Origin of the sequence: Terrabacter terrigena, from assembly GCF_042676085.1 — a bacterium.
Classification (GTDB): Bacteria; Actinomycetota; Actinomycetes; order Actinomycetales; family Dermatophilaceae; genus Terrabacter; species Terrabacter terrigena.
This window is the reverse complement of record NZ_JBHTKH010000004.1, coordinates 249249-268765: the sequence shown is the minus strand read 5'-3', so window position 1 is coordinate 268765 and position 19517 is coordinate 249249. Positions and strand designations below refer to the sequence as shown.

14 protein-coding genes, 1 tRNA gene and 1 other annotated feature are annotated in these 19517 nt (G+C 69.1%); of the genes, 6 read left to right on the top strand and 9 right to left on the bottom strand.

All coding sequences use genetic code 11. The features are described from left to right. Window positions 1–6: 6 nt before the first annotated feature. Together ACFQ2V_RS08785 and ACFQ2V_RS08780 are read right to left on the bottom strand one after the other, a co-directional pair. Window positions 7–1359, bottom strand: coding sequence for a M1 family metallopeptidase (locus tag ACFQ2V_RS08785; protein ID WP_386052289.1), 1353 nt, complete (start codon window positions 1357–1359; stop codon window positions 7–9). After that, complete coding sequence (locus tag ACFQ2V_RS08780) at window positions 1359–5330, bottom strand: Pls/PosA family non-ribosomal peptide synthetase (RefSeq protein ID WP_386052288.1); 3972 nt, start codon at window positions 5328–5330, stop codon at window positions 1359–1361. Before ACFQ2V_RS08780 ends, ACFQ2V_RS08785 begins: the two co-directional genes overlap by 1 nt. A 265-nt stretch (window positions 5331–5595) precedes the next feature. Between ACFQ2V_RS08780 and ACFQ2V_RS08775 the strand changes: the two genes are divergently transcribed. The 3 genes from ACFQ2V_RS08775 (at window position 5596) to ACFQ2V_RS08765 (ending at window position 8996) form a co-directional block, all read left to right on the top strand. Continuing rightward, window positions 5596–6678 (top strand): glycerophosphodiester phosphodiesterase family protein, encoded by a 1083-nt coding sequence (locus tag ACFQ2V_RS08775; RefSeq protein WP_386052287.1) that lies wholly within the window; start codon window positions 5596–5598, stop codon window positions 6676–6678. A 59-nt stretch (window positions 6679–6737) separates the two neighbouring features. After that, window positions 6738–8753, top strand: coding sequence for a phosphocholine-specific phospholipase C (locus ACFQ2V_RS08770; RefSeq protein WP_386052286.1), 2016 nt, complete (start codon window positions 6738–6740; stop codon window positions 8751–8753). Between the two features lie 167 nt (window positions 8754–8920). After that, window positions 8921–8996 (top strand) — tRNA-Lys (locus tag ACFQ2V_RS08765). A 14-nt stretch (window positions 8997–9010) separates the two neighbouring features. Here ACFQ2V_RS08765 and ACFQ2V_RS08760 read toward each other — a convergent pair. From ACFQ2V_RS08760 to ACFQ2V_RS08745, 4 genes are all read right to left on the bottom strand, one after another. Further along, a complete protein-coding gene (locus ACFQ2V_RS08760; protein ID WP_386052285.1) occupies window positions 9011–10135 on the bottom strand; it encodes a tyrosine-type recombinase/integrase in 1125 nt (374 codons plus the stop codon). Then, window positions 10135–10320, bottom strand: coding sequence for a helix-turn-helix domain-containing protein (locus tag ACFQ2V_RS08755; RefSeq protein WP_386052284.1), 186 nt, complete (start codon window positions 10318–10320; stop codon window positions 10135–10137). The genes ACFQ2V_RS08760 and ACFQ2V_RS08755 overlap by 1 nt, the downstream gene beginning before the upstream one ends. Next, window positions 10317–11906 carry a replication initiator gene (locus ACFQ2V_RS08750; RefSeq protein WP_386052283.1) on the bottom strand — a complete coding sequence of 530 codons (1590 nt, stop codon included), beginning with the start codon at window positions 11904–11906 and terminating at the stop codon, window positions 10317–10319. Before ACFQ2V_RS08750 ends, ACFQ2V_RS08755 begins: the two co-directional genes overlap by 4 nt. Before the next feature lie 399 nt (window positions 11907–12305). Next, window positions 12306–13316, bottom strand: a complete 1011-nt coding sequence (locus ACFQ2V_RS08745; RefSeq protein ID WP_386052282.1) for an IS110 family transposase — start codon at window positions 13314–13316, stop codon at window positions 12306–12308. A 54-nt stretch (window positions 13317–13370) separates the two neighbouring features. On the opposite strand from ACFQ2V_RS08745, the gene ACFQ2V_RS08740 reads away from it, so the two are divergent. Next, window positions 13371–14647 (top strand): IS3 family transposase gene (locus tag ACFQ2V_RS08740; RefSeq protein ID WP_386052281.1). Its coding sequence is split into 2 segments (ribosomal slippage): window positions 13371–13662 and window positions 13662–14647, totalling 1278 coding nucleotides; the frame shifts between segments, so codons are not numbered across the junction. Beyond that, window positions 13649–13804: a sequence feature (AL1L pseudoknot), on the top strand. (Overlaps the previous gene by 156 nt.) Before the next feature lie 699 nt (window positions 14648–15346). On the opposite strand, the gene ACFQ2V_RS08735 is transcribed toward ACFQ2V_RS08740, so the two are convergent. Next, window positions 15347–15787: a hypothetical protein gene (locus tag ACFQ2V_RS08735; RefSeq protein ID WP_386052280.1), complete on the bottom strand. Its 441-nt coding sequence runs from the start codon at window positions 15785–15787 to the stop codon at window positions 15347–15349. 254 nt (window positions 15788–16041) lie between these two features. Beyond that, on the bottom strand, window positions 16042–16563 hold the full coding sequence (locus tag ACFQ2V_RS08730) for a SigE family RNA polymerase sigma factor (protein WP_386052279.1): 522 nt from the start codon (window positions 16561–16563) through the stop codon (window positions 16042–16044). A 537-nt stretch (window positions 16564–17100) separates the two neighbouring features. On the opposite strand from ACFQ2V_RS08730, the gene ACFQ2V_RS08725 reads away from it, so the two are divergent. Both ACFQ2V_RS08725 and ACFQ2V_RS08720 read left to right on the top strand, forming a co-directional pair. Then, entirely contained in the window at window positions 17101–17916 is an 816-nt protein-coding gene (locus ACFQ2V_RS08725; protein ID WP_386052278.1) for a hypothetical protein, read from the top strand. 47 nt (window positions 17917–17963) lie between these two features. Then, window positions 17964–18152, top strand: coding sequence for a hypothetical protein (locus ACFQ2V_RS08720; protein ID WP_386052277.1), 189 nt, complete (start codon window positions 17964–17966; stop codon window positions 18150–18152). Between the two features lie 31 nt (window positions 18153–18183). Here the strand turns inward: ACFQ2V_RS08720 and ACFQ2V_RS08715 are convergent, their stop codons facing one another. After that, window positions 18184–18621 (bottom strand): hypothetical protein, encoded by a 438-nt coding sequence (locus ACFQ2V_RS08715; RefSeq protein ID WP_386052276.1) that lies wholly within the window; start codon window positions 18619–18621, stop codon window positions 18184–18186. Window positions 18622–19517: the final 896 nt, after the last annotated feature.

The following is a 19517-nucleotide window of genomic DNA, read 5'->3' as shown; positions in this document are numbered from 1 at the left end:
TGCGGCTCAGGCGCGCGCCGCCAGCGCGGGCAGGGGCTGGGTCCAGAGCCACTCGTCGAGCAGGCGCCGCACGTCGTCGCGTGCCTCCTCGCCGGCCGCCCGCGCGGCGTGCCCCGTCGCGTGCTCGACGAACGCCTCGGTGCTCACGGAGCCGTGGCGGTGCAGTGCCACCCAGTCACGGACCATGTCGAAGAAGGCGTCGTCGCCGAGGCGCTGCCGCAGGGCGTGCAGGGTCAGGGCGCCGCGCTTGTAGACCCGGTCGTCGAACATCAGGTCGGGGCCGGGGTCTGCCAGCACGAGGTCCTGCGGCAGTCGGGAGAGGCGCGCCCAGTAGGTCGTGGCGTTGACGTGGGCGGGAACACCGTCGGCGTGCTCGGCCCAGAGCCACTCGGCGTAGCAGGCGAACCCCTCGTTGAGCCAGATGTCGGCCCACGTCGCCGTCGTGAGGCTGTTGCCGAACCACTGGTGGGCGAGCTCGTGCGCGACGAGCCGCTCGTGGCGGCGGTTGCCGTCGAGCCAGTTCGGGCCGAAGGTCGCCAGCGCGTGCGCCTCGAGGGGGATCTCGAGGTCGTCCGCGGTGACGACGACGGTGTAGTCGTCGAACGGGTAGTCACCGAAGAGCTCGCCGAAGTGGAAGGTCATCTCCGGCAGCCGCGCGAGGTCGTGCAGGACCGCTCGCTCACGGACCGCGGGCAGCGCGACGGTGACCGGCACCGCGGCGGGGCCGAGGTCGCGGTTCACGTAGCGGCCGACGTGCACGGTGGCCAGGTAGGTGGCCATCGGCACGTCCTGCACGAAGATCCGTCGGGTGCGGCTTCCGCGCGCACGACTCGAGACGAGCGCGCCGGTCGCGACGACCTCGAAGGGCGAGTCGCACTCGAACGACAGGCGGTACGTCGCCTTGTGGCGCGGGTGGTCGTTGCACGGGAACCACGTCGGCGCGCCGTTCGGCTGCGCGGCCACGAGCGCACCGTCGCTGAGCTCCTCCCAGCCGACGTCGCCCCAGCGGGTCGACACGGGGCCGGGCGTGCCGGCATACGTGATCGCGACCTGCGTGCGTTCACCGCGCGTCAGGGGCCTGGCGGGCGTGACGACGACGCGGCTCCCGCGGTGGACCCACTTCGCTGCGGCGCCGCCGACCGAGACCTTGCTGACTCGCAGGCCCACGAGGTCGACGACCAGCCGGCGCGAGTCCTGGGCGACGCGGACGTCGAGGACAGCGCGCCCGGAGAGGCGGTTGCTGGACACCTTGTAGTCGAGCTCGAGGTCGTAGTGGGTGACGGCGTATGCCGGGTCCCCACGGTCGGGGGTGTACGGGTCGGCGAGCGTCGGTGCCTCGTGGGTGACGCCACCACCCATCAGGCGAGCTCCCCGGCGCCGGCCGGCTGCTCCCGCGCGTCGACCGCGCGGGCCCACGGCGCGATCGGGTTGCCCGTCCAGCGTGTGCCGCCGGGCACGGCCTCACCCCGCAGCACGAGGGAGCCGGGCCCCACGGTGGCAGCGCTGCCGATCGTCGCGGCGGGGAGGATGACCCCGTTGGGGCCGAGCGTGGCGCCGTCCTCGAGCGTGACCGTGTCCATGCTCATGATTCGATCATGGAACAGGTGGGTCTGGAGGACGCAGCCCCGGTTGACCGTGACCCCGTCGCCGAGGGTGACGAGGTCGGCCTCGGGCAGCCAGTACGTCTCGCACCAGACGCCGTGCCCGATCCTGGCCCCGAGGGTGCGCAGCCACACGTTGATGGCCGGGGTGCCGGTCGCGGTCCAGGCGAACCACGGTCCGGCCACCATCTCGACGAAGGTGTCGACGACCTCGTTGCGCCACACGAACGGGCTCCACAGCGGGTGCTCGACCGCGCCGATGCGGCCCACGACGGCCCACTTGGCCAGGGTCGTGACCGCCGCTGCGACGGCGCCGGCGCCGGCGAGCACGACCCCGCCTAGGGCGGCGGCGCCGGCCGGTCCGACCGTCGAGGTCAGCCACTCGAGAGCGACGAGCACGCTCAGGGCGATGGCGACGGTCACCATGACGGGGACGATGCGACAGAGCTCCACCAGCCCGCGAACGACCTTGAGCCGCAAGGGAGGAGCGAACGTGCGCTCGTCGTCCGAGCCCTGCGGTGGACGTCGCAGGCGCACGGGCGGGCTGCCGAGCCAGCTCGAGCCGGCCTTGGACTTCTGTGGGGCGGCGGACAACACGGCGACGAGCCCGTGCTTCGGCACACGTCGGCCGGGGGCGGCCATCCCGCTGTTGCCGAGGAAGGCGCGTCTGCCGATCTTGGCCGGGGCGATGTGCACCCACCCGTGGGCGAGCTCGTAGCCGGCGACCAACGTGTCGTCGGCGAGGAAGGCGCCGTCGGCGACGGTCGTCATCGAGGGCAGCAGCAGCACGGTCGAGGCCTCGACGTCGCGTCCGACACGGGCGCCGAGCGCGCGCAGCCAGGTCGGCGTCACGAGGCTGGCGTAGATCGGGAAGAGGAGGGTGCGCGCCTGGTCGAGGAGGCGCTCGGTGGCCCAGACCTGCCAGCCGACCCGGCTGCGCACCGGGTAGAACCCCTCTCGCAGCCCGATCCCGAGCAGCCGCACGAGGACGACGGTGAGGAGCGCCAGGGAGACGAGTCCCAGCACGGTCACGACCGGCACGGCCGCGTATGCCGTGACAGCAGCCTCGGTGCCCCCGCGGGCTCGGGCGACCGCTCCCCCGACGAGCACGACGCCGGGCAGCAGGGCGAGGAGCGGGAGGATCGACAGGACCACCCCCGACAGACCGTAGACGGCGACCCACAGAGGAGCGTTCGGGGGCCGGTCGGCCGGCCACGTCGTGTGGCTCGGCCGGTCGACGCGCTCCGCCGGCGAGCCGGCGACGACACGGCCCGGGCGCACCGACCGCAGCACGGTGGATCCGGCCTCGACCACGCAGTCGCGCCCGATGTGGACGTCGGGACCGATGGTGCTGCGCGCACCGACGACGGCGTCGCGACCGATGTGGACCTGCCCGACGTGCACGAGGTCGCCGTCGACCCAGTAGCCGGACAGGTCGACCTCGGGCTCGATGCTCGCGCCGGCGCCGATGGTCAGCATGCCCGTGACGGGTGGGACCGAGTGGAGGTCGACCCCCGGGCCGATCGAGGCACCCAGCAGCCGTGCGTAGTAGACGATCCACGGAGCGCCGGCCATGGTGATCGCGCCCATCGCGTCGGCGAACCGTTCGGCCGCCCACAGACGCATCTGCACCCGCCCACCGCGAGGGTAGGTGCCGGGCTTGACGCCGGCGAGCAGCGCGCGGGCGGCCAGCGCTGACAGGCCCATTCGCCCGACCGGGGTGATGAAGGCCAGCCAGCCGACGGCCAGAGCCCACCACGAGACGGGCACCGACCAGGTGGCGACGTCGGCGAGGCGGGCGAGCTCGGTGAGCGTCGCCAGCGCCACGAGCCACTGCAGTCCCTTGACGGTGAGCAGCACGACCGACACGAGGGTCTGCACGAGCTGGCTGCGGCGCGGGATGCGACGCACCGTTCGCCCGACGCTGGAGCCGTCCGCCGGCGCCATCGTCTCGAGCAGCTCGGCCTGGGCCCCGAGCCGCGGGTGGGCGTGGATGTCGGCCACGGTGACGGTCGGGTAGCGCTTGCGGACGATGGAGACGAGCTGCGCCGACGACAGGCTGCCGCCGCCGTGGTCGAAGAAGTCCGCGTCCTCCGAGCGCACGTCGGTGCCGAGCACCGCGGCCCAGCTGCTCGCCAGCCACGCGGCCGTGCCCGTCAGGGTGCTGGGCTCGTCGTCGGTGGCTCCCGGCAGGGGCCAGGGCAGCGCTGCGCGGTCCACCTTGCCGGACGTGCGTGTCGGCAGGGAGTCGGCCACGGCGAGCACCGGGACGAGGGCGGCCGGCAGCTCCTCGTGCAGTCTCGCGAGCGCTCCGGTGCGGTCGAAGCCGTCGGGGTCGTCGGGCACCACGTAGCCGACGAGCACCTGCGTGCCGGCGGTGGTCGTCTTGACGGCCGCGGCGGCTCCGGTCACGCCCGGGAGTGCCTGCAGGGCCGCGTCGACCTCCCCGAGCTCGATCCGGCGCCCACCGAGCTTGACCTGTTCGTCGGCACGCCCGACGAACACCAGCCCCTCGGGGTCGTTGACCACGAGGTCGCCCGAGCGGTAGGCGCGCTCCCACCCGAGGGTGGGCATCGGCGCGTACTTCTCGGAGTCCTTGGCGGGGTCGAGGTAGCGGGCCAGGCCGACTCCCCCGATGATCAGCTGCCCGGTCTCCCCGGGCGGCACCGGCTGGTCGTCCGGGCCGACGACGGCGAGGTCCCAGCCGTCGAGGGGCAACCCGATGCGGATCGGCAGGTTGCCGTCGAGCCTGGCCCCGCACGCGACGACCGTCGCCTCGGTGGGGCCGTAGGTGTTCCAGACCTCGCGGTCGGGGGCCACGAGCCGGGCGGCGAGGTCGGGCGGGCACGCCTCGCCACCGAAGATCAGCAGCCGCACCGGTTCGAGGGCCTCCGCGGGCCACAGGGCCGCCAGGGTGGGCACGGTCGACACGACCGTCACGTCCTGCGCCACGAGCCAGGGGCCGAGGTCCATGCCCGTGCGGACGAGGCTGCGAGGCGCCGGCACGAGACAGGCACCGTGGCCCCAGGCCAGCCACATCTCCTCGCAGGAGGCGTCGAAGGCGACCGAGAGCCCTGCGAGCACCCGGTCGCCGGGACCGATCGGGTTGTCCTGCAAGAACATCCGCGACTCCGCGTCGACGAAGGCCGCGGCCGACCGGTGCGACACGGCGACACCCTTGGGCACGCCGGTCGATCCCGAGGTGAAGATGACCCAGGCGTCGTCGTCGACGGCGACGTCGGGCAGGCGCGGCGTGTGGGGCGACGTCCGGGGGGCGCCGGCGCCCGGGGGCTGGGCCGGCCGCTCGGCCAGCGGCAACCTGGCCACCGGGCGCCTGCCCTTCGACCCCGGCACCGAGATCTGACGCCGGGCGCCGACCACGGCGGCCACGGCCGCCTCGGAGAACACGAGGTCGGCGCGCTCCTGCGGGTCGTCGACGTCGACCGGCACGTAGGCCGCTCCGGCGTGCAGGACGCCGAGCACCGCGACGTAGAGGTCCGTCGTACCGGAGGGCACCCTCACCCCGACCCGGTCACCGCGACGCACGCCCGCCGCGGCGAGCTCGGTGGCCATCTGCACGGCCTCCTCGGTCAGCTGCGCGTAGGTGAGGACCGTACGGGTGTCGTCGAGGGCCGGCGCGTCGGGGTGCCGGGCAGTCACCTCGGCGAGCACGTCCACCAGCGTCCGGGCCGGGGCGGCGCGGCCTCCGGCCAGCAAAGGGTCCAACACGCGTACTCCTCACGGTCGACGCCCGGGCGACGCCGGGCACCACGGTGAACGTATCGCCGCCGGGTGAACACCGGGTGCACTCGCCACGGGGCGCGCCTCGGTCGCCCCGGGAGGGCGGCGGCATACGCCCTCGGCGCCTTCGGCGGTGCCCGGTTCGTCCGAGTTCGGCAAGGGTTCACGGCCCCGCCACGTGATGGGCACCGCGGGCCACGGCGCCGTCCCTACCGTCGAGAGGCCAGAACCCCACCACCCCAGAGGACCTCTGATGCATCTCCGCCACCTCCTGACCGCCCTGGCCCTGGTCGGCCCCCTCGCGGCCGGCGCCGCCGGCCCTGCCGCGGCCGGCGACACCGCCACACAGCCGGGCCCCGTGCTGCCGCAGAAGACCCACTTCGACCTGCAGGCCCACCGCGGCGGCATCGGCATGACGACCGAGGAGTCCCTCGAGGGCTTCGGCAAGGCCATGCGCCTCGGCGTCACCACGCTCGAGCTCGACACGCAGGTGACCAAGGACGAGAAGGTCGTCGTCAACCACGACCGCCAGGTCAGCGCCAAGAAGTGCCGCGACACCGCGCCGGTCACCCCCGACGACCCGATGTACCCGTACGTCGGGAAGTACATCAAGGACCTCACCCTCGCCCAGATCAAGACGATGGACTGCGGCTACCAGCAGCTGCCCGGCTTCCCGGAGCAGGAGCGTGTCGCCGGTTTCCGGATGGTCGAGCTCAAGGACGTGCTGAACCTCGTCAAGTCCTACGACGCCAAGCAGGTCACGCTCAACATCGAGACGAAGGTCGAGGCGGGTGCGCCCGAGCAGACCGCACCGCGAGCACTCTTCGTGCGCCGCGTGTTCGAGGAGATCCACGCCTCGGGCATCGAGGACCAGGTGACGATCCAGTCCTTCGACTGGGGCGCACTCAACGAGATGCACCGCCTCGCGCCGACGTGGCCGCTCGTCGCACTGACCAACTACGACTTCCTCCAGGTCGGCAAGCCCGGCGCCTCGCCCTGGCTCGGCGGCGTCGACGCTGACGACTTCGGCGGCGACTTCGTGCGCACCGCCGCGGCCGCCGTGCCCGGGCTGACCGCCCTCTCGCCCAACTACGGCTTCCCCCAGAACGGCAAGATCGGCGACGCGGGCTTCCGCTTCTACCCCGATGCCGCGATGATCTCCGCCGCCCACCAGCGCGGGCTCAAGGTCATCCCCTGGACGTGCGACGACCTCGACACGGTGAGCGCCCTCATCGACATGGGCGTCGACGGCATGATCACGAACTACCCGAACCGGGCGCGCCAGCTCATGGCCGACCGCGGCATGCGCCTGCCGAAGGCGTACGCGCCCCGCTGACCGCGCACCGTCGTCGGATCCCATCCGCCCCCCAGCACCCCACTCCCCCAGGAGATCTCATGGTCAACCTCGACCGGCGTCGCTTCCTCCAGATCGCGGGCGGCGCCACTGCCGCCACGATGCTCGGCGACAGCATCGCGCGGGCCGCCTCCATCCCGGCCAACCGCGCCACCGGCACCATCAAGGACGTGGAGCACATCGTCGTCCTCATGCAGGAGAACCGCTCCTTCGAGCACTACCTCGGAAGCCTGCGCGGCGTCCGAGGGTTCGGTGACCCGCACCCCGTGCAGCTCCCCAGCGGGCACAACGTGTGGCACCAGTCGGACGGCACACGCACCGTCCTGCCCTTCCACCCGAGCGTCGACGATCTCGGCGCGGCCTTCCTCGAAGGACTCCCGCACAGCTGGACCGACGGTCAGGCGGCCGTGAACAAGGGCCACTACGACGGGTGGGTGCCGGCCAAGGGCACGACGACGATGGCCTACCTCGAGCGTGAGGACGCGGCCTTCCACTATGCCCTCGCCGACGCGTTCACCGTCTGCGACGCGTACTACTGCTCCTTCATCGGCAACACGGACCCCAACCGCTACTACCTGTGGTCCGGCTGGACCGGCAACGACGGCAAGGGTGGCGGCCCCGTCCTCTACAACGACGAGCTCGGCTACGACTGGCGCACCTACCCGGAGCGCCTCGAGCAGGCAGGCGTCTCGTGGAAGGTCTACCAGGACGAGGGCACCGGGCTCGACTCGGCGGGCTCGTGGGGCTGGACGTCCGACCCCTACATCGGCAACTACGGCGACAACTCGCTGCTGTACTTCAACAGCTACCGCAACGCCGCACCCGGAAACGCCCTGTACGAGAAGGCCCGTCGCGGCACCAAGGCCCGTGACGGGCAGGACTACTTCGAGCTGCTGCGTCGTGACGTGCAGGCCGGCGAGCTGCCGTCGGTCAGCTACATCGCGGCGCCCGAGGCCTTCAGCGAGCACTCGAACTGGCCGACGAACTACGGCGCCTGGTACATCTCCAAGGTCCTCGACACCCTGACCTCGAACCCCGACGTGTGGGCGAAGACGGTCCTGCTCATCACCTACGACGAGAACGACGGCTTCTTCGACCACCTCGTGCCGCCGCACGCGAACTCCCCTGTCATCCCGGGCGCCTCGACGGTCCCGACCGACCACGAGTTCTACGACGGCCAGCACGGCCCGGGGTCGTACGGCCTGGGCCCGCGCGTGCCCATGTTCGTCGTGTCGCCGTGGAGCACCGGCGGGTGGGTCGCGTCCGAGACGTTCGACCACACCTCCGTCATCCGGCTCATGGAGACGCGCTTCGGCGTCAAGGAGCCCAACATCACCCCCTGGCGCCGCGCCGTCACCGGTGACCTCACGTCGGCGTTCGACTTCTCCCGCACCGTCGAGAAGGTGCCGAGCCTGCCGAGCACCACGAGCTGGAAGCCGTTCGACGACCAGCGCCACCCGTCCTACCGTCCGACGCCGCCCGCGCAGGGGTCGATGCCCATGCAGGAGCCCGGCAGCCGGCCGGCCCGACCCACCCCGTACGACCTCGACGTCCGCGAGACGTCGACGACCGGGGCGATCACCGTCGACCTCGACAACCGGGGCCGCCGCGGTGCGCACCTTCAGGCCAGGCTCATCGAGCCCGCCGGCGCGCCGCACAGCTACACCGTGGGCGCGGGCGACGAGCTGCGTGCCACGTGGCCCGTGAGCGGCGACTACGACATCCACCTGCACGGCCCGAACGGTTTCTTCCGGCGCTACGCCGGCAGCACCTCGACCGACCGGGTGCAGGTGAGCGTCACCCGCGTCGGCCGCACCCAGCGGCTGTCCGTCACCGTCGACGCACCGCGCGGCGTCACGGTGACGGTGGAGAACGCGTACGGCGGGCGCACCACCGTCGGCGCGCGCCCTGTCGTCGTCGACACGTCCGCCACCGGCGGCTGGTACGACCTCACCGTCGTCGCCGGCGGCACCCCGTTCCTGCGCGCGTTCGCAGGACATCTCGAGACCGGTCACCCCTCCGTCAGCGAGCCGGCGCTGGGTCGCACCCGCGGCTGACGCCCCACCCGGGCGTATGTCGTCGCGCCGGGCTCCCGGGTCCACCGACCCGGGTGCCCGGCGCGTTCGCGTGCGCCAGTGCTCGTGCGGCACGCGCGGAGCCGACACGATGCGAGCGGGCCCGAGCTGCTGCGGCATACTGTCTGGGCGGCCAGCAGCGCCGCCCAGGGCCTCTAGCTCAGTCGGTAGAGCATCGGACTTTTAATCCGCCGGTCGTCGGTTCGAGCCCGACGGGGCCCACCACACGTTTGCGCAGGTCAAGCACTGTCCGCCCCGTTCGACTTGCCGAGCCCGATGCCCTCAGAGCCGCCCAGGGGGCGCAAAAGGGGCACAAGCCCGTCGAGAGCCACCGCCACGGCGTCCAGGTCGTCGCCGAACAGACCGGCATACACATCGAGCGTCATGGCCGCCGAAGCGTGCCCGAGCATCTGCTGCACGGCCTTGACGTTTGCGCCCGAGGCGATCGCCAACGAGGCCGCGGTGTGCCTCAGGTCGTGCGGTGTGACGCCGACGACGCCGGCTGTCCGGCAGGCGGGGTCGAAGACACGACGACGCCAGTTGCCCAGGCGCAGGACGCCGCCCTCGGGGGCGGTGAAGAGCAGGTCCTCGGGCCCCTTCCCCTGGCACTGTCCCTCGATCCCCTGAGCCAGGGACGGTGGGAACGGCACGGTCCTCGTGCGGTTCGTCTTGGGCAGCGACCAGACCGCACGGCCGGCCACCTCGGTGACGCTTTCCGCGATGATGAGGCGGCGGCGGAGCAGGTTGACCCGACGGACCCGGAGGGCCGCGAGCTCGCCAAAGCGCAGGCCACAGAGCGCGAGAACGGCCACGCTGAGGCCATTCGGCTGTGCGGCCTCGACGAGGCGAGCGACCTCCGCGGCGCTCAGGAAGCGCGGATCTGCTCGGACTGCTCGCGGCAGCTGGACGCCTGCAGCGGGGTTTCGGGAGAGTCGCCCGTCCTTCACCGCCTCGGCCAGGATCAGCGACAGCACCCGGTGCGCCTGCCGCACGGTTCCTGCTGAGAGACCGGCCGCCGACAGATCGCTCACCCAGTCGCGGACATCGCTGTGCCTCAGGTCAGCGATGGCCCAGTCCCCGAATCGAGGAAGGATGTGTCCGTTGACGAGCCCCCGGTATCGGGTAGCGGTGGACACCTTGAGATGCGTCAGGCCACGAGCCCAGGCTTCGGCGACGTCACGCACCCGCACCTTGCCCGCGCGCGGGTCGATGTACTGACCGCGGTGTCGCTCTGCCTGCATCTGGTCGAGCCATCGTTGAGCATCGACCTTGCGCGCGAAGTTCTTCTTACGCTGCCGCCCTCCCGGGTCGCGCCACCGTGCTTGCCATCCCGGGTCCTTGGGGTTCCTACTGATGCTCGCCATCAGACGACCTCCAGCTGCTCCCGTGACCACGCACGGACCGTCTCCGGGTCGAAGCGCAGGTGGCGCCCGATTCGCATTGCTTGCGGGCCCTCATGCCGAACCCGCCACTGGTAGATCGTGGCCACCGGGACACGCAGAAAGTCGCTCACGTCCTGGACGGTCCACAACACATCAGTCTCACTCATTGCCCTTCTCCCCTACTCGGATTGCCTTGCGGTGATGAAGAATCGACGCGCTGTGCTGCCTTCCACTGGGCATACTCGCGGGCCCGCGCAGCAGCGGCCTTGGCGAGCTCGGCATCGCCGTCGGTATCCCAGCCTGACCCGGCGTATGACCACTGGCCTACGACGAGGGTGGTCTCCTCGAGGTCGTCCGCGAGGAGGTCGTCGAGGTCGCGGACGTCGAGGGTCTGGCCTTGGCGGCTGGCGTCGGTGAGGCGTCGCTGGAACCGACTGCGGGCGCGGCGGAGCCGGCCGAGGGTGATCGAGTAGCGCCGGGACTTCGTGGAGAAGTGTCCGCGGAAGCCGAGCATTCGGTTCCACTTGCCGAGGAGGGCGTACGGGTGCTCTCTCAACGGGGTCCCCTCGGCGCGCGCGTCGGTCGCGATGTGGTCGGTGACTTCGGCGATGGTCGCGCGCAGCCGGCGGAGGTGCGGGTTGTCGCCGTTGACCAAGTCGCCGGCGGACTTGGTCGCGTACTTGGCCAGGTAGCCGGCGACCTGCTCTGAGGTGAGTTCACGGTCCGGATCGTCGGTGCGCCGCGAGGTCTTGATCGGGCGCACGTCGACCTGGGCACCGAACCGCAGCGTCCGGACCGGGTCACCGTCGAAGAGCGGAGGAGCGTCGAAGGACACCCCGCTGACAGCCTGCTGGACGACCTGGGCGAGTGTCGCGGCCGTCGCAAAGGCCGGGGCGGGAGCGAACCCGTCAGCCGTCTTGGGCCCGTCAAGGCGGATCAGGGCGTGGAAGTGGACGATGCCACGTTGCTGGTACTCGGCGACCTTGGCGTACTGCAGCGTCAGGTGCTCCGGGAGGCGGGACTCGGGGACCATGAGGGTCTTGGCCAAGCCGCGGCGCGCGCTGATGGTGAACCGGCGCCACAGCTCCGGAGCCCACCACTGCCACACGAGGTGGCTTTCGTAGTCGTAGCAGTCCCGGCACAGCGGCTGACCGAGCAGCTCGTCTTCGTCGCCGTGGCGCGCGTGGCAGACCGTTGAGCGCCCGTGCTCGCATACCCGGTCCTGGCCCTTCGCAGTGAACGGCCGGCAGGTGCGGCCGCCGCGGGTGCCGTGCACGAGCCCGAACGAGGGCGCGGTCAGCGTTGCGAACACGAGCGGGTTCTCGCTGACGGCTTCGGGCACTCCCTTGCCACCGGTGACGCCGGCCCGGATGAGGTGGAAGGTGTCTGCCGCGTACAGCCTGGAGCAGGACGGGCAGTCCGCTGCGCGACGGTTCCCGCACCGCACGTGCAGCACCCCGAGCGGACTGTCCGCCGAGGAAAAGCTTGAAAGCACCTCGCCGGTGCGGCGGTCGACGGTCTGCGACGTACCGTGCAAGCGAATCGGCTTGGCGCAGTGGCCGACCCGGGACGCAGCCTCGGACCAGGCGTCGAAGCCGCGTGATGTCAACCGGGCGATGACCTGTGCCTCGGTGGCGGCGTCGAGGTGCCCCAGGTCGAGCGGGTGACTCTCTCCGAGCGGAGCGTCACCATTCCTGTCGGGGGAGCGCAGGGGAACAGCGTCCCAGATGCGGTCTCGTGTTGTCCGGCTCATCTCGGCCACCCCCTTCCCTGTCCGGGTGGGTGTGCCGTGCAGCTAGAGCAACCCGCGCTGCACGACACACCCGGTCCGAAAGGGCGGCCACTGAAAGCGTTGTCCGAGAAGGAGATGCCGGCGCCGCGGGTTGCTCACACGCCGACCACGTCAAAGGTCACGAAGAAGATGGCGGACCAGGAGATGCGTGTCTGTGTGTGTGACGGCAATTCGTGTGGATGGCCTCTGGCCGGGGTGGGGAGCCGACCCCCAGGGCATCAAGCCCGCAGTTTTGTCAGTTCAGGTCTTTTTGTGTCTGTATGTCCGCACCCCCAGAGTCCACGGCCGAAGGCCCATGAGACGAAGAAACACGCCGAGTGGCGCGCGGGCGAAGGTTCACCCTCATGGCTCCCCTCTGTGTCAAGACGCCGCGGGGAGCGCGGTTCTAGGGTGTGTTCTGGCGGGTCCGGGAAGTGGCTTGTCCGAAGAGCTGGTGTGGGGTTGTGAGCCAGCCGCGCTGGAGTCAGAGTCGTCACCTTGTTGCCCTCCCGGGCCCGTCGTCATCTGCCGCGCCGCGTCGGCCAGCATCGTCCGGAACACGATGTCGGACAGCCGGCGCTTGAGCAGGCGCATGGCCTCGTTCGAGGACTTGCCTCGAGCCTTGGTGCGGTCGAAGAAGGCGCGTCCCTCGGTCGGGTTGCGCAGCTGCACGGTGGCCATGATGTGCAGCACCCGGTTGATCTGACGGTTCCCGCCCCGGGAGAGCCGGTGGCGCACGTGGTCCCCGGATGAGGCATCGATCGGCGCGGTGCCGGTCCAGGACGCGAAGTGGTTGTTGTCCGGGAACCGGGTGATGTCCCCGACTTCCACGAGCAGCCGCGCCGCCCCGGACGGGCCGATGCCGTTCAGCCCGGTCAAGCTCGTCCCGGTCGCGGCGAGCAGCTGCGACAGTTCCTTGTTCGCCGCCTTCTTGCGCGCGTAGGTCCGCTCGAGGTCGCTGACCAGTTCGGCGGCGACCCGCCGCCGGGTCTTGCCCGCAGCGTCCCTAGGGCGCACCGTCGCGAGCAGCTTCTTGGCCTGTGCCGCGGACAGGTCCTTCTTTGCGCCGCCCGGGATCAGTTTCAGCAGAAGGTGATGCAGCTGGGAGACCATCCGGGTGTGGTCCTCGCCCAGGGCCCGGCGTCGGTCGGCCAGGACCGGCAACACAGCGAGCTGCTCGTCGTTGACGACCGGGCGCAGGCCGGCCATGCGGACCCCGACCAGCGCGATGGAGTGCGCGTCCGTGACGTCGGTCTTGCGGCCCTGACCGGTGGCGAACATCCGCACCCGCGCGGACAGTCGCGGCGGCACGTCGATGACCTGCTCCCGATCCGCGAGCAGCCGCAATGCGACGTGACGGCCGATACCGTTGCAGCCCTCGACCGCCCACACCCTGTCCCGTTCCGGGTCTGATGGAGGCTCTCATTCCACGGAAGGATGAGAGTCATGGCAGCACCGAGGAAGTACCCGGACGAGCTTCGGGAGCGGGCGATCAGGATGGCCGTCGATCTGCGGCGTGACCCAGACACCAAGCAAGGTGCGCTCCGGCGGGTCGGTGAGCAGCTCGGGATCAACCCGGAGACGTTGCGCAACTGGGTCCAGCAGGCAGAGGTCGACGAGGGCCACCGCCCGGGCGTGAGCACCGCTGAGGCGAAGCGGATCGCCGAGCTCGAGCGGGAGGTCAAGGAGCTGCGCCGGGCGAACGAGATCCTGCGGACGGCGTCCGCGTTTTTCGCGGCGGCGGAGCTCGACCGCAAGCTGAAGTAGGCACCGCTGTGCCCACTGCGGTGCTCGTCGAGTACATCGACGAGCACCGCGACCGGTTCGGGGTCGAGCCGATCTGCACGGTCCTGTCGGGGGCCGGCACACAGATCGCCCCGAGCACGTACTACGCGGCCAAGAAGCGCGCCCCGTCGGCACGATCGGTGAGTGACGCCGCGACGCTGGCCAAGATCGTGACGATCCACGCCGAGAACTACGGCGTGTACGGCATCCGCAAGGTGCATGCCGAGCTATGCCGGCAGGGTCATCTGGTGGCTCGCTGCACCACCCACCGGTTGATGAAATCCGTTGGGCTGCACGGCGTGAGCCGGGCGAAGGGGCCGCGCACCACGATCCCGGGCAGCGGACCGGACACCCGCCCGGACCTGGTGCAGCGTGCGTTCACCGCCACGGCACCGGACCAGCTGTGGGTCGCGGACATCACCTACTGCCGCACCTTCGCGGGGTGGGTGTACGCCGCCTTCGTCATCGACGTCTTCTCCCGCCGGGTTGTCGGCTGGCAGCTGTCGAAGAACCTGCGCACCGACCTGGCGCTGGACGCCCTCGAGATGGGGCTGTGGGACCGGGCTCGAGCCGGCCGGGACACTACCGGCCTGATTCACCACTCGGACAAGGGGGTCCAGTACTTGGCCATCCGCTACACGCAACGGCTGGCCGACGCCGGCGCGGTCGCCTCAGTGGGCTCGACCGGTGACTCCTACGACAACGCCCTCGCCGAAGCGTTCAACTCGCTGTTCAAGGCCGAGCTCATCCGCAACCGCGGCCCATGGCGCTCCATCGACGACCTCGAGATCGCCGTCGCGGAGTACATCGACTGGTTCAACCACCAACGCCTGCACGGCGAGCTCGGGCTCATCCCGCCCGCCGAGTACGAAGACCAGCACTACCGACACAACCCCGTGACGGCTACCGTCGTCGCGTCAGTTCCGAGCCTCCACTAAACCCGGAACGGGACACCCGCTCGGGCCACGCCCGCGCCACCTCGAGCATGGCCGCATAGCCGGACCGGTCGGTGTCGAACCGGCCACCAGCGGCGACCGACTCATCCGGGCGCATGACCTCGATTGTGACCGAGCGTTTGTGCGGGTCCATCCCGATCACCACGCGATCCGCTGGTTGCTCTTTCACCGTGTTCTCCTCTGCTCGAACCGGATTGGTCATCGAGCTGGGAGGGCAACGCTGCTTGCAGCTTGGGCACACCCCTCTTGAGCCTCTCCCGGCCCTGGCGACGTCCGGGACTGCGCAGGCCAAATGAGAGCCACACCCAAGAGTGAGCAGCCGATGTGAGAGCGACAGCCCGGACGCCTGGACCGAGCCTTGCCAAGCACCGATCCTGCGTCAATGAAACAAGCAGCCGATGAGCGACCGTTGCGGGCGCATGAGGAAGCGCCGGGGGGCCGGACGGCTGAGGAAGTGTGATCTTGGGCGCCGACATCCTGTGAGAAGGTTTGCTGTCGCGGGTGACGGGCTGCACGCAGCTCCGGAGAAGGTCGTATCGGCTCAGCCCTGATCACGCTGCTTCGGGTGTAATGCGGTAGGCCGTTGCGTTACCCGATGGACGTGTGCTGCCGGCACCTCCATTTGACAGGTGCCGCTGGCCCGCCGCTTGGTGGGCGGCGAGTAGATGGCCCGCTTCAGTGTCAGCGCCCTCCAGCCGGCCGTGGGTAGTTGCTCGTCTCGCTTGCAATGAACAGTTCACCGAAGGCCGCCCTCTCCCGCGCCACCAGCGACAGGAACTCCTGGTTCGTCGTGGGCTGGAACTTAAGTTCAACGCGCCCCTCTACTTGATCCACGCCGACGGAATAAGCAGGTGCAGCGTCCACTTTCTGAAGGTCCCCGGATACCTGCTCTTTGATGGCGGTCAGATCCGCAACCGATGGACCGCCCGGCTTAGGCACGTAGGCCCAACGAACCTGACCGTCATACTGCTCGCTCACGCGAGAGGCCCAGTCAACGTACTCCTGAGAGTCGCCCGCACCAATCAGCAGGACTGCCAAGCCCTTTTCAACCGCTATCTCGCGCTGTGGCCACGACGGATGAGCGGCCACCTGGGCCCGCAAATCGCGGACGAGTTGATCCATGGGCAGTCCATCAGTCGAGTTCACGCTGGTCGCCACGGGTGCCGCGGGTGCTACCTGTGCCAGGAGTCCTGTAGTGGCATCGTGGAGAGTCAGGATTACGCCGAAAACGCCAGCGACAACTATAGCGCTGACCGCCAATCGGGCCCGCGCTCGTCGACGTCTGCCGGAACTCCAAACCGCCTGGACATATGCGCTGTCTTGGCGCAGCGGCATGGCGTCGACATAGCGTGCAAGATCTTCACCAAGATTCGGATTCATGAGGTTCCACCCCTTGGGGAAAGCCCGTTTTCGGCCGACCGATAGGTGGCCCGAAGTGTCGAGAGAGCCTGCCGGCTCTGGGATTGAACGGTTCCGAGGCTGCACCCGAGGATCTCCGCTGCTTGAGATTCTGTCTGCCCTTCCAAGTAGCGGAGGACCAGAAGAGCCCTCTGAAGGCGAGGGAGCTTCGCCAAGGCTGCTTGGAGATCGAGAGTGTCGGACGGGTCTCGAGCCTCGGCTTTGGTCATGCCATCAGGCAGATCACCGAGCCGCTCCGGGTGGCGAGCGCGCCAGCGCAAAGAGTCCTGCCAAAGGCGGTACAAGGTCTTCCTCGCGTATGGGAGCGGGTCTTCAGGTTCGCTAGACAGCCGATCCCAGTGTCGAGCAATCCGGATATGAGTTTCTTGGACGAGGTCCTGCGCGATGTGAACTTCCGATGTCAGGGCGTACGCAGCTCGCGACAGAGTCGGTGTGCTCCTCCGCACGAACTCGTCGAACCCAGTTGCCACACCCGGCATGACAGGACCTCCCATGCCATTAACACGCCGGAGACCGGCCCTGAAGGACGGCGATTCAGTGTGATCTAGGTCACATTACGCCCAACCTCACGGCGCCGTGTGGGGACCGGCGCATGCTGATGATGCAGCTCGAACGACAGGGGACGACGATGCGCAGGCATTTCATGGCAATGACAATCGCCGGCTTGGGCGGCCTGCTCGCCACCTTGTTCGCAGGTACGGACGCAAGCGCGGGCGCCACCATCCCTGTGCCCGCTGGCATCAGCTCTACTTGCGGGCCCAGGTGGCCGCTCATCCGTCGTGGCCACAGCGCGAGATAGCGGTTGAAAAGGGCTTGGCAGTCCTGCTGATTGGTGCGGGCGACTCTCAGGAGTACGTTGACTGGGCCTCTCGCGTGAGCGAGCAGTATGACGGTCAGGTTCGTTGGGCCTACGTGCCTAAGCCGGGCGGTCCATCGGTTGCGGATCTGACCGCCATCAAAGAGCAGGTATCCGGGGACCTTCAGAAAGTGGACGCTGCACCTGCTTATTCCGTCGCGTGGATCAAGTAGAGGGGCGCGTTGAACTTAAGTTCCAGCCCACGACGAACCAGGAGTTCCTGTCGCTGGTGGCGCGGGAGAGGGCGGCCTTCGGTGAGCTGTTCATTGCAAGCGAGACGAGCAACGGCGCTTCGCCCAGGGCAGCATTGACGACGAAGGGCGGCTATGGCACTTCGGCGTACAGCGGAAATCCCGCAAACCCCATGTACACCGGCTGCACGATGGCCTTCAACGTCGTCAAGGGCGGCGTCTATCATTTCGTAACCGCCGCACATTGCGTACAAGCGGATACCTATTCAGGAACGGCTTCGACTCCGTGGTTCTATACCTGGGCTGGCGGATCAACCCTCCTCGGACATAGTGACGGTACATACTTGGGCCAGAACGCGGCGTCGTTCATTAACCCGCCAAGCGGCGACATGGCGGTGATTCGATATAGTTCGACGAACACCATCACGGCATACGGCACCGTGTACTACGGAACCGGATCTGTCGATGTCACTGGCTTCGGGCCGGCAGTTTTCAACGATTGGTCATGCACTTTCGGCGCCAAAACAAAGGCCAAGCACTGCGCAGCTATCGACGACGTATGTCGAGACGTCCATTATGGCGCGCCATGGAACGTCACCATCAACTGCATGATCCATGCGCCAATTGGTACATTCGCAGGCGATTCTGGTAGCCCACTATGGGTGACGGCGAGTGACGGGGTTTCGGCCACTGGCGTTGGCGTCCTGTCGGGCGGCAGTTCGGTCGAGTCCTTCTATAGCTGGGTCATCGACGCGCGTACGCGCTGGGGTGTCGACGCCTACTAGTTGGACGCGAGATCGATCGGGCCACGTACGCCGTCCCGTGCGCGACGTTGCTCGACCTCTCACGTCTGGCCGAGCAAGCTGCCGGGGCGCTGGACAACGCGTCGGCGCCGCTGCCGCAACTGCTGCGGAAGACTGCAAGCGATCTGGAGTTCGCCTCGTACATGAGTGACCAGGAGAACCACCTTCAAGAAGGGCGGCAGATCTTCGAGCCCGTGCTTGCCGAGTGGGCGGGCTGAGTTCCAGACGTCCTCTTCTGCCGCGAGTCGCCTACTCCACGGGCAGCAGATCGATCTGGATGGCGTCGGGCGATCGGTCGGACTCGTCGACGTCCCTTGCCACCGTGATGACAACCTCATTCAGCCCGCTGTGCGCCGAGTGAACCACCTCGTCGTCGGCATCACCCATGGAGATGCGACCACTCGGAACGCTTAGTCGCCCACGAAACACCTCCCGGCGGTCCGTCCGCGTGGCCGCGCTGGCAGGCAGAAGGCGCACCATGACTTCCGACTCAGCCCAATCGAAGTTACCGTCGAAGGAGGGAATGTCCTGAGCATGGCGGACAAGAACGATCACGCCGTGATCGTTGGCGGTCACCAGAGCGTTGGGATGAACCTCTGGAATGTCGCCGCCAGACTTCACGTCGGAAACGATCACGATGCCCCAGTGAAACGGACGTCGAATCAGCGCGGTTGAGAGCGGTTGCACGCTCGCACGCTAGCCCCTGACCAACCCGCTGTCATGCCGCTCCCTGAGCAGTGGGTAGAGCCGTGGGTCCTACTGGCGGACTGCCCACCACCCCTCAGAAACGGTTCTCTCCCATTCATCCGGCTCTGGGATGAGGAGTCCCGGGTAGATGCCTGTCGCTCGTCACAACCAAAACCGACTCCCCAACTGATCGGTTCAGTCTCCAGGCCCATGAACGCGACAACGACGTGGTGCACGTTCTCCATCTCGCGAATCGTGCCCGGATGTCCCGGCATCAGCACATGCCCAACGCGTCGTCGCTGTGAGTCCAGGACGTCGTCACTGCTCCTGGCGCCGGCATAGAAGACTCGCAGGCCGACCGAGAGCTCATCGGCGGAGAGGCGTCGTATGTCGCCCACTCTCACACGTAGCGATGGCCGCCGTGAGGAGTTTCTGTACTGGCTCAAGCTGCGCCTTCGGCGCAGAAAAGCGCGGGGGCCCGCGGCAGGGACCCCGCGCTGCGGGCGGCGCTGGCGCGCCGTCCTCGCGCACCCCGCCGCCCCCACGCTTTATGACGAGCCCACGGCGGAGCCCGACCTGCCTGAGGACCCTCGCATGAGTGGCCTCGACGATCTGCTGGAACTCAGGCGCCTGGACGAGGGAGGCCCCAGCCGTCGTGCTCTGCGTCTGCTCCCATGGAGGACCACTGCCCACCTCGAGCGCGTGTTGGCGTCGACGACCCGCCCGGCCGGCTTCCTCGAGCGCCTTCTGCGCGGCACCATCCAGCCTGGCTCGTTCGCGTCACTGCGCGGACCCGCGTGGCGGGTTTGCGGGACATGGTGCCCAAGTTGATCGCCCGTCAGACTCCAACGACAGCCGAAGAACACGCAGGCGGCGAGCCACACAAGAACCCTTGC

Bases quoted from the DNA above. Each gene is read 5' to 3' on its own strand.
- ACFQ2V_RS08785 (WP_386052289.1), bottom strand. From the start codon at position 1,359: ATGGGTGGTGGCGTCACCCACGAGGCACCGACGCTCGCCGACCCGTAC.
- ACFQ2V_RS08775 (WP_386052287.1), top strand. From the start codon at position 5,596: ATGCATCTCCGCCACCTCCTGACCGCCCTGGCCCTGGTCGGCCCCCTC.
- ACFQ2V_RS08770 (WP_386052286.1), top strand. From the start codon at position 6,738: ATGGTCAACCTCGACCGGCGTCGCTTCCTCCAGATCGCGGGCGGCGCC.
- ACFQ2V_RS08760 (WP_386052285.1), bottom strand. From the start codon at position 10,135: ATGGCGAGCATCAGTAGGAACCCCAAGGACCCGGGATGGCAAGCACGG.
- ACFQ2V_RS08755 (WP_386052284.1), bottom strand. From the start codon at position 10,320: ATGAGTGAGACTGATGTGTTGTGGACCGTCCAGGACGTGAGCGACTTT.
- ACFQ2V_RS08750 (WP_386052283.1), bottom strand. From the start codon at position 11,906: ATGAGCCGGACAACACGAGACCGCATCTGGGACGCTGTTCCCCTGCGC.
- ACFQ2V_RS08735 (WP_386052280.1), bottom strand. From the start codon at position 15,787: ATGGATCAACTCGTCCGCGATTTGCGGGCCCAGGTGGCCGCTCATCCG.
- ACFQ2V_RS08730 (WP_386052279.1), bottom strand. From the start codon at position 16,563: ATGCCGGGTGTGGCAACTGGGTTCGACGAGTTCGTGCGGAGGAGCACA.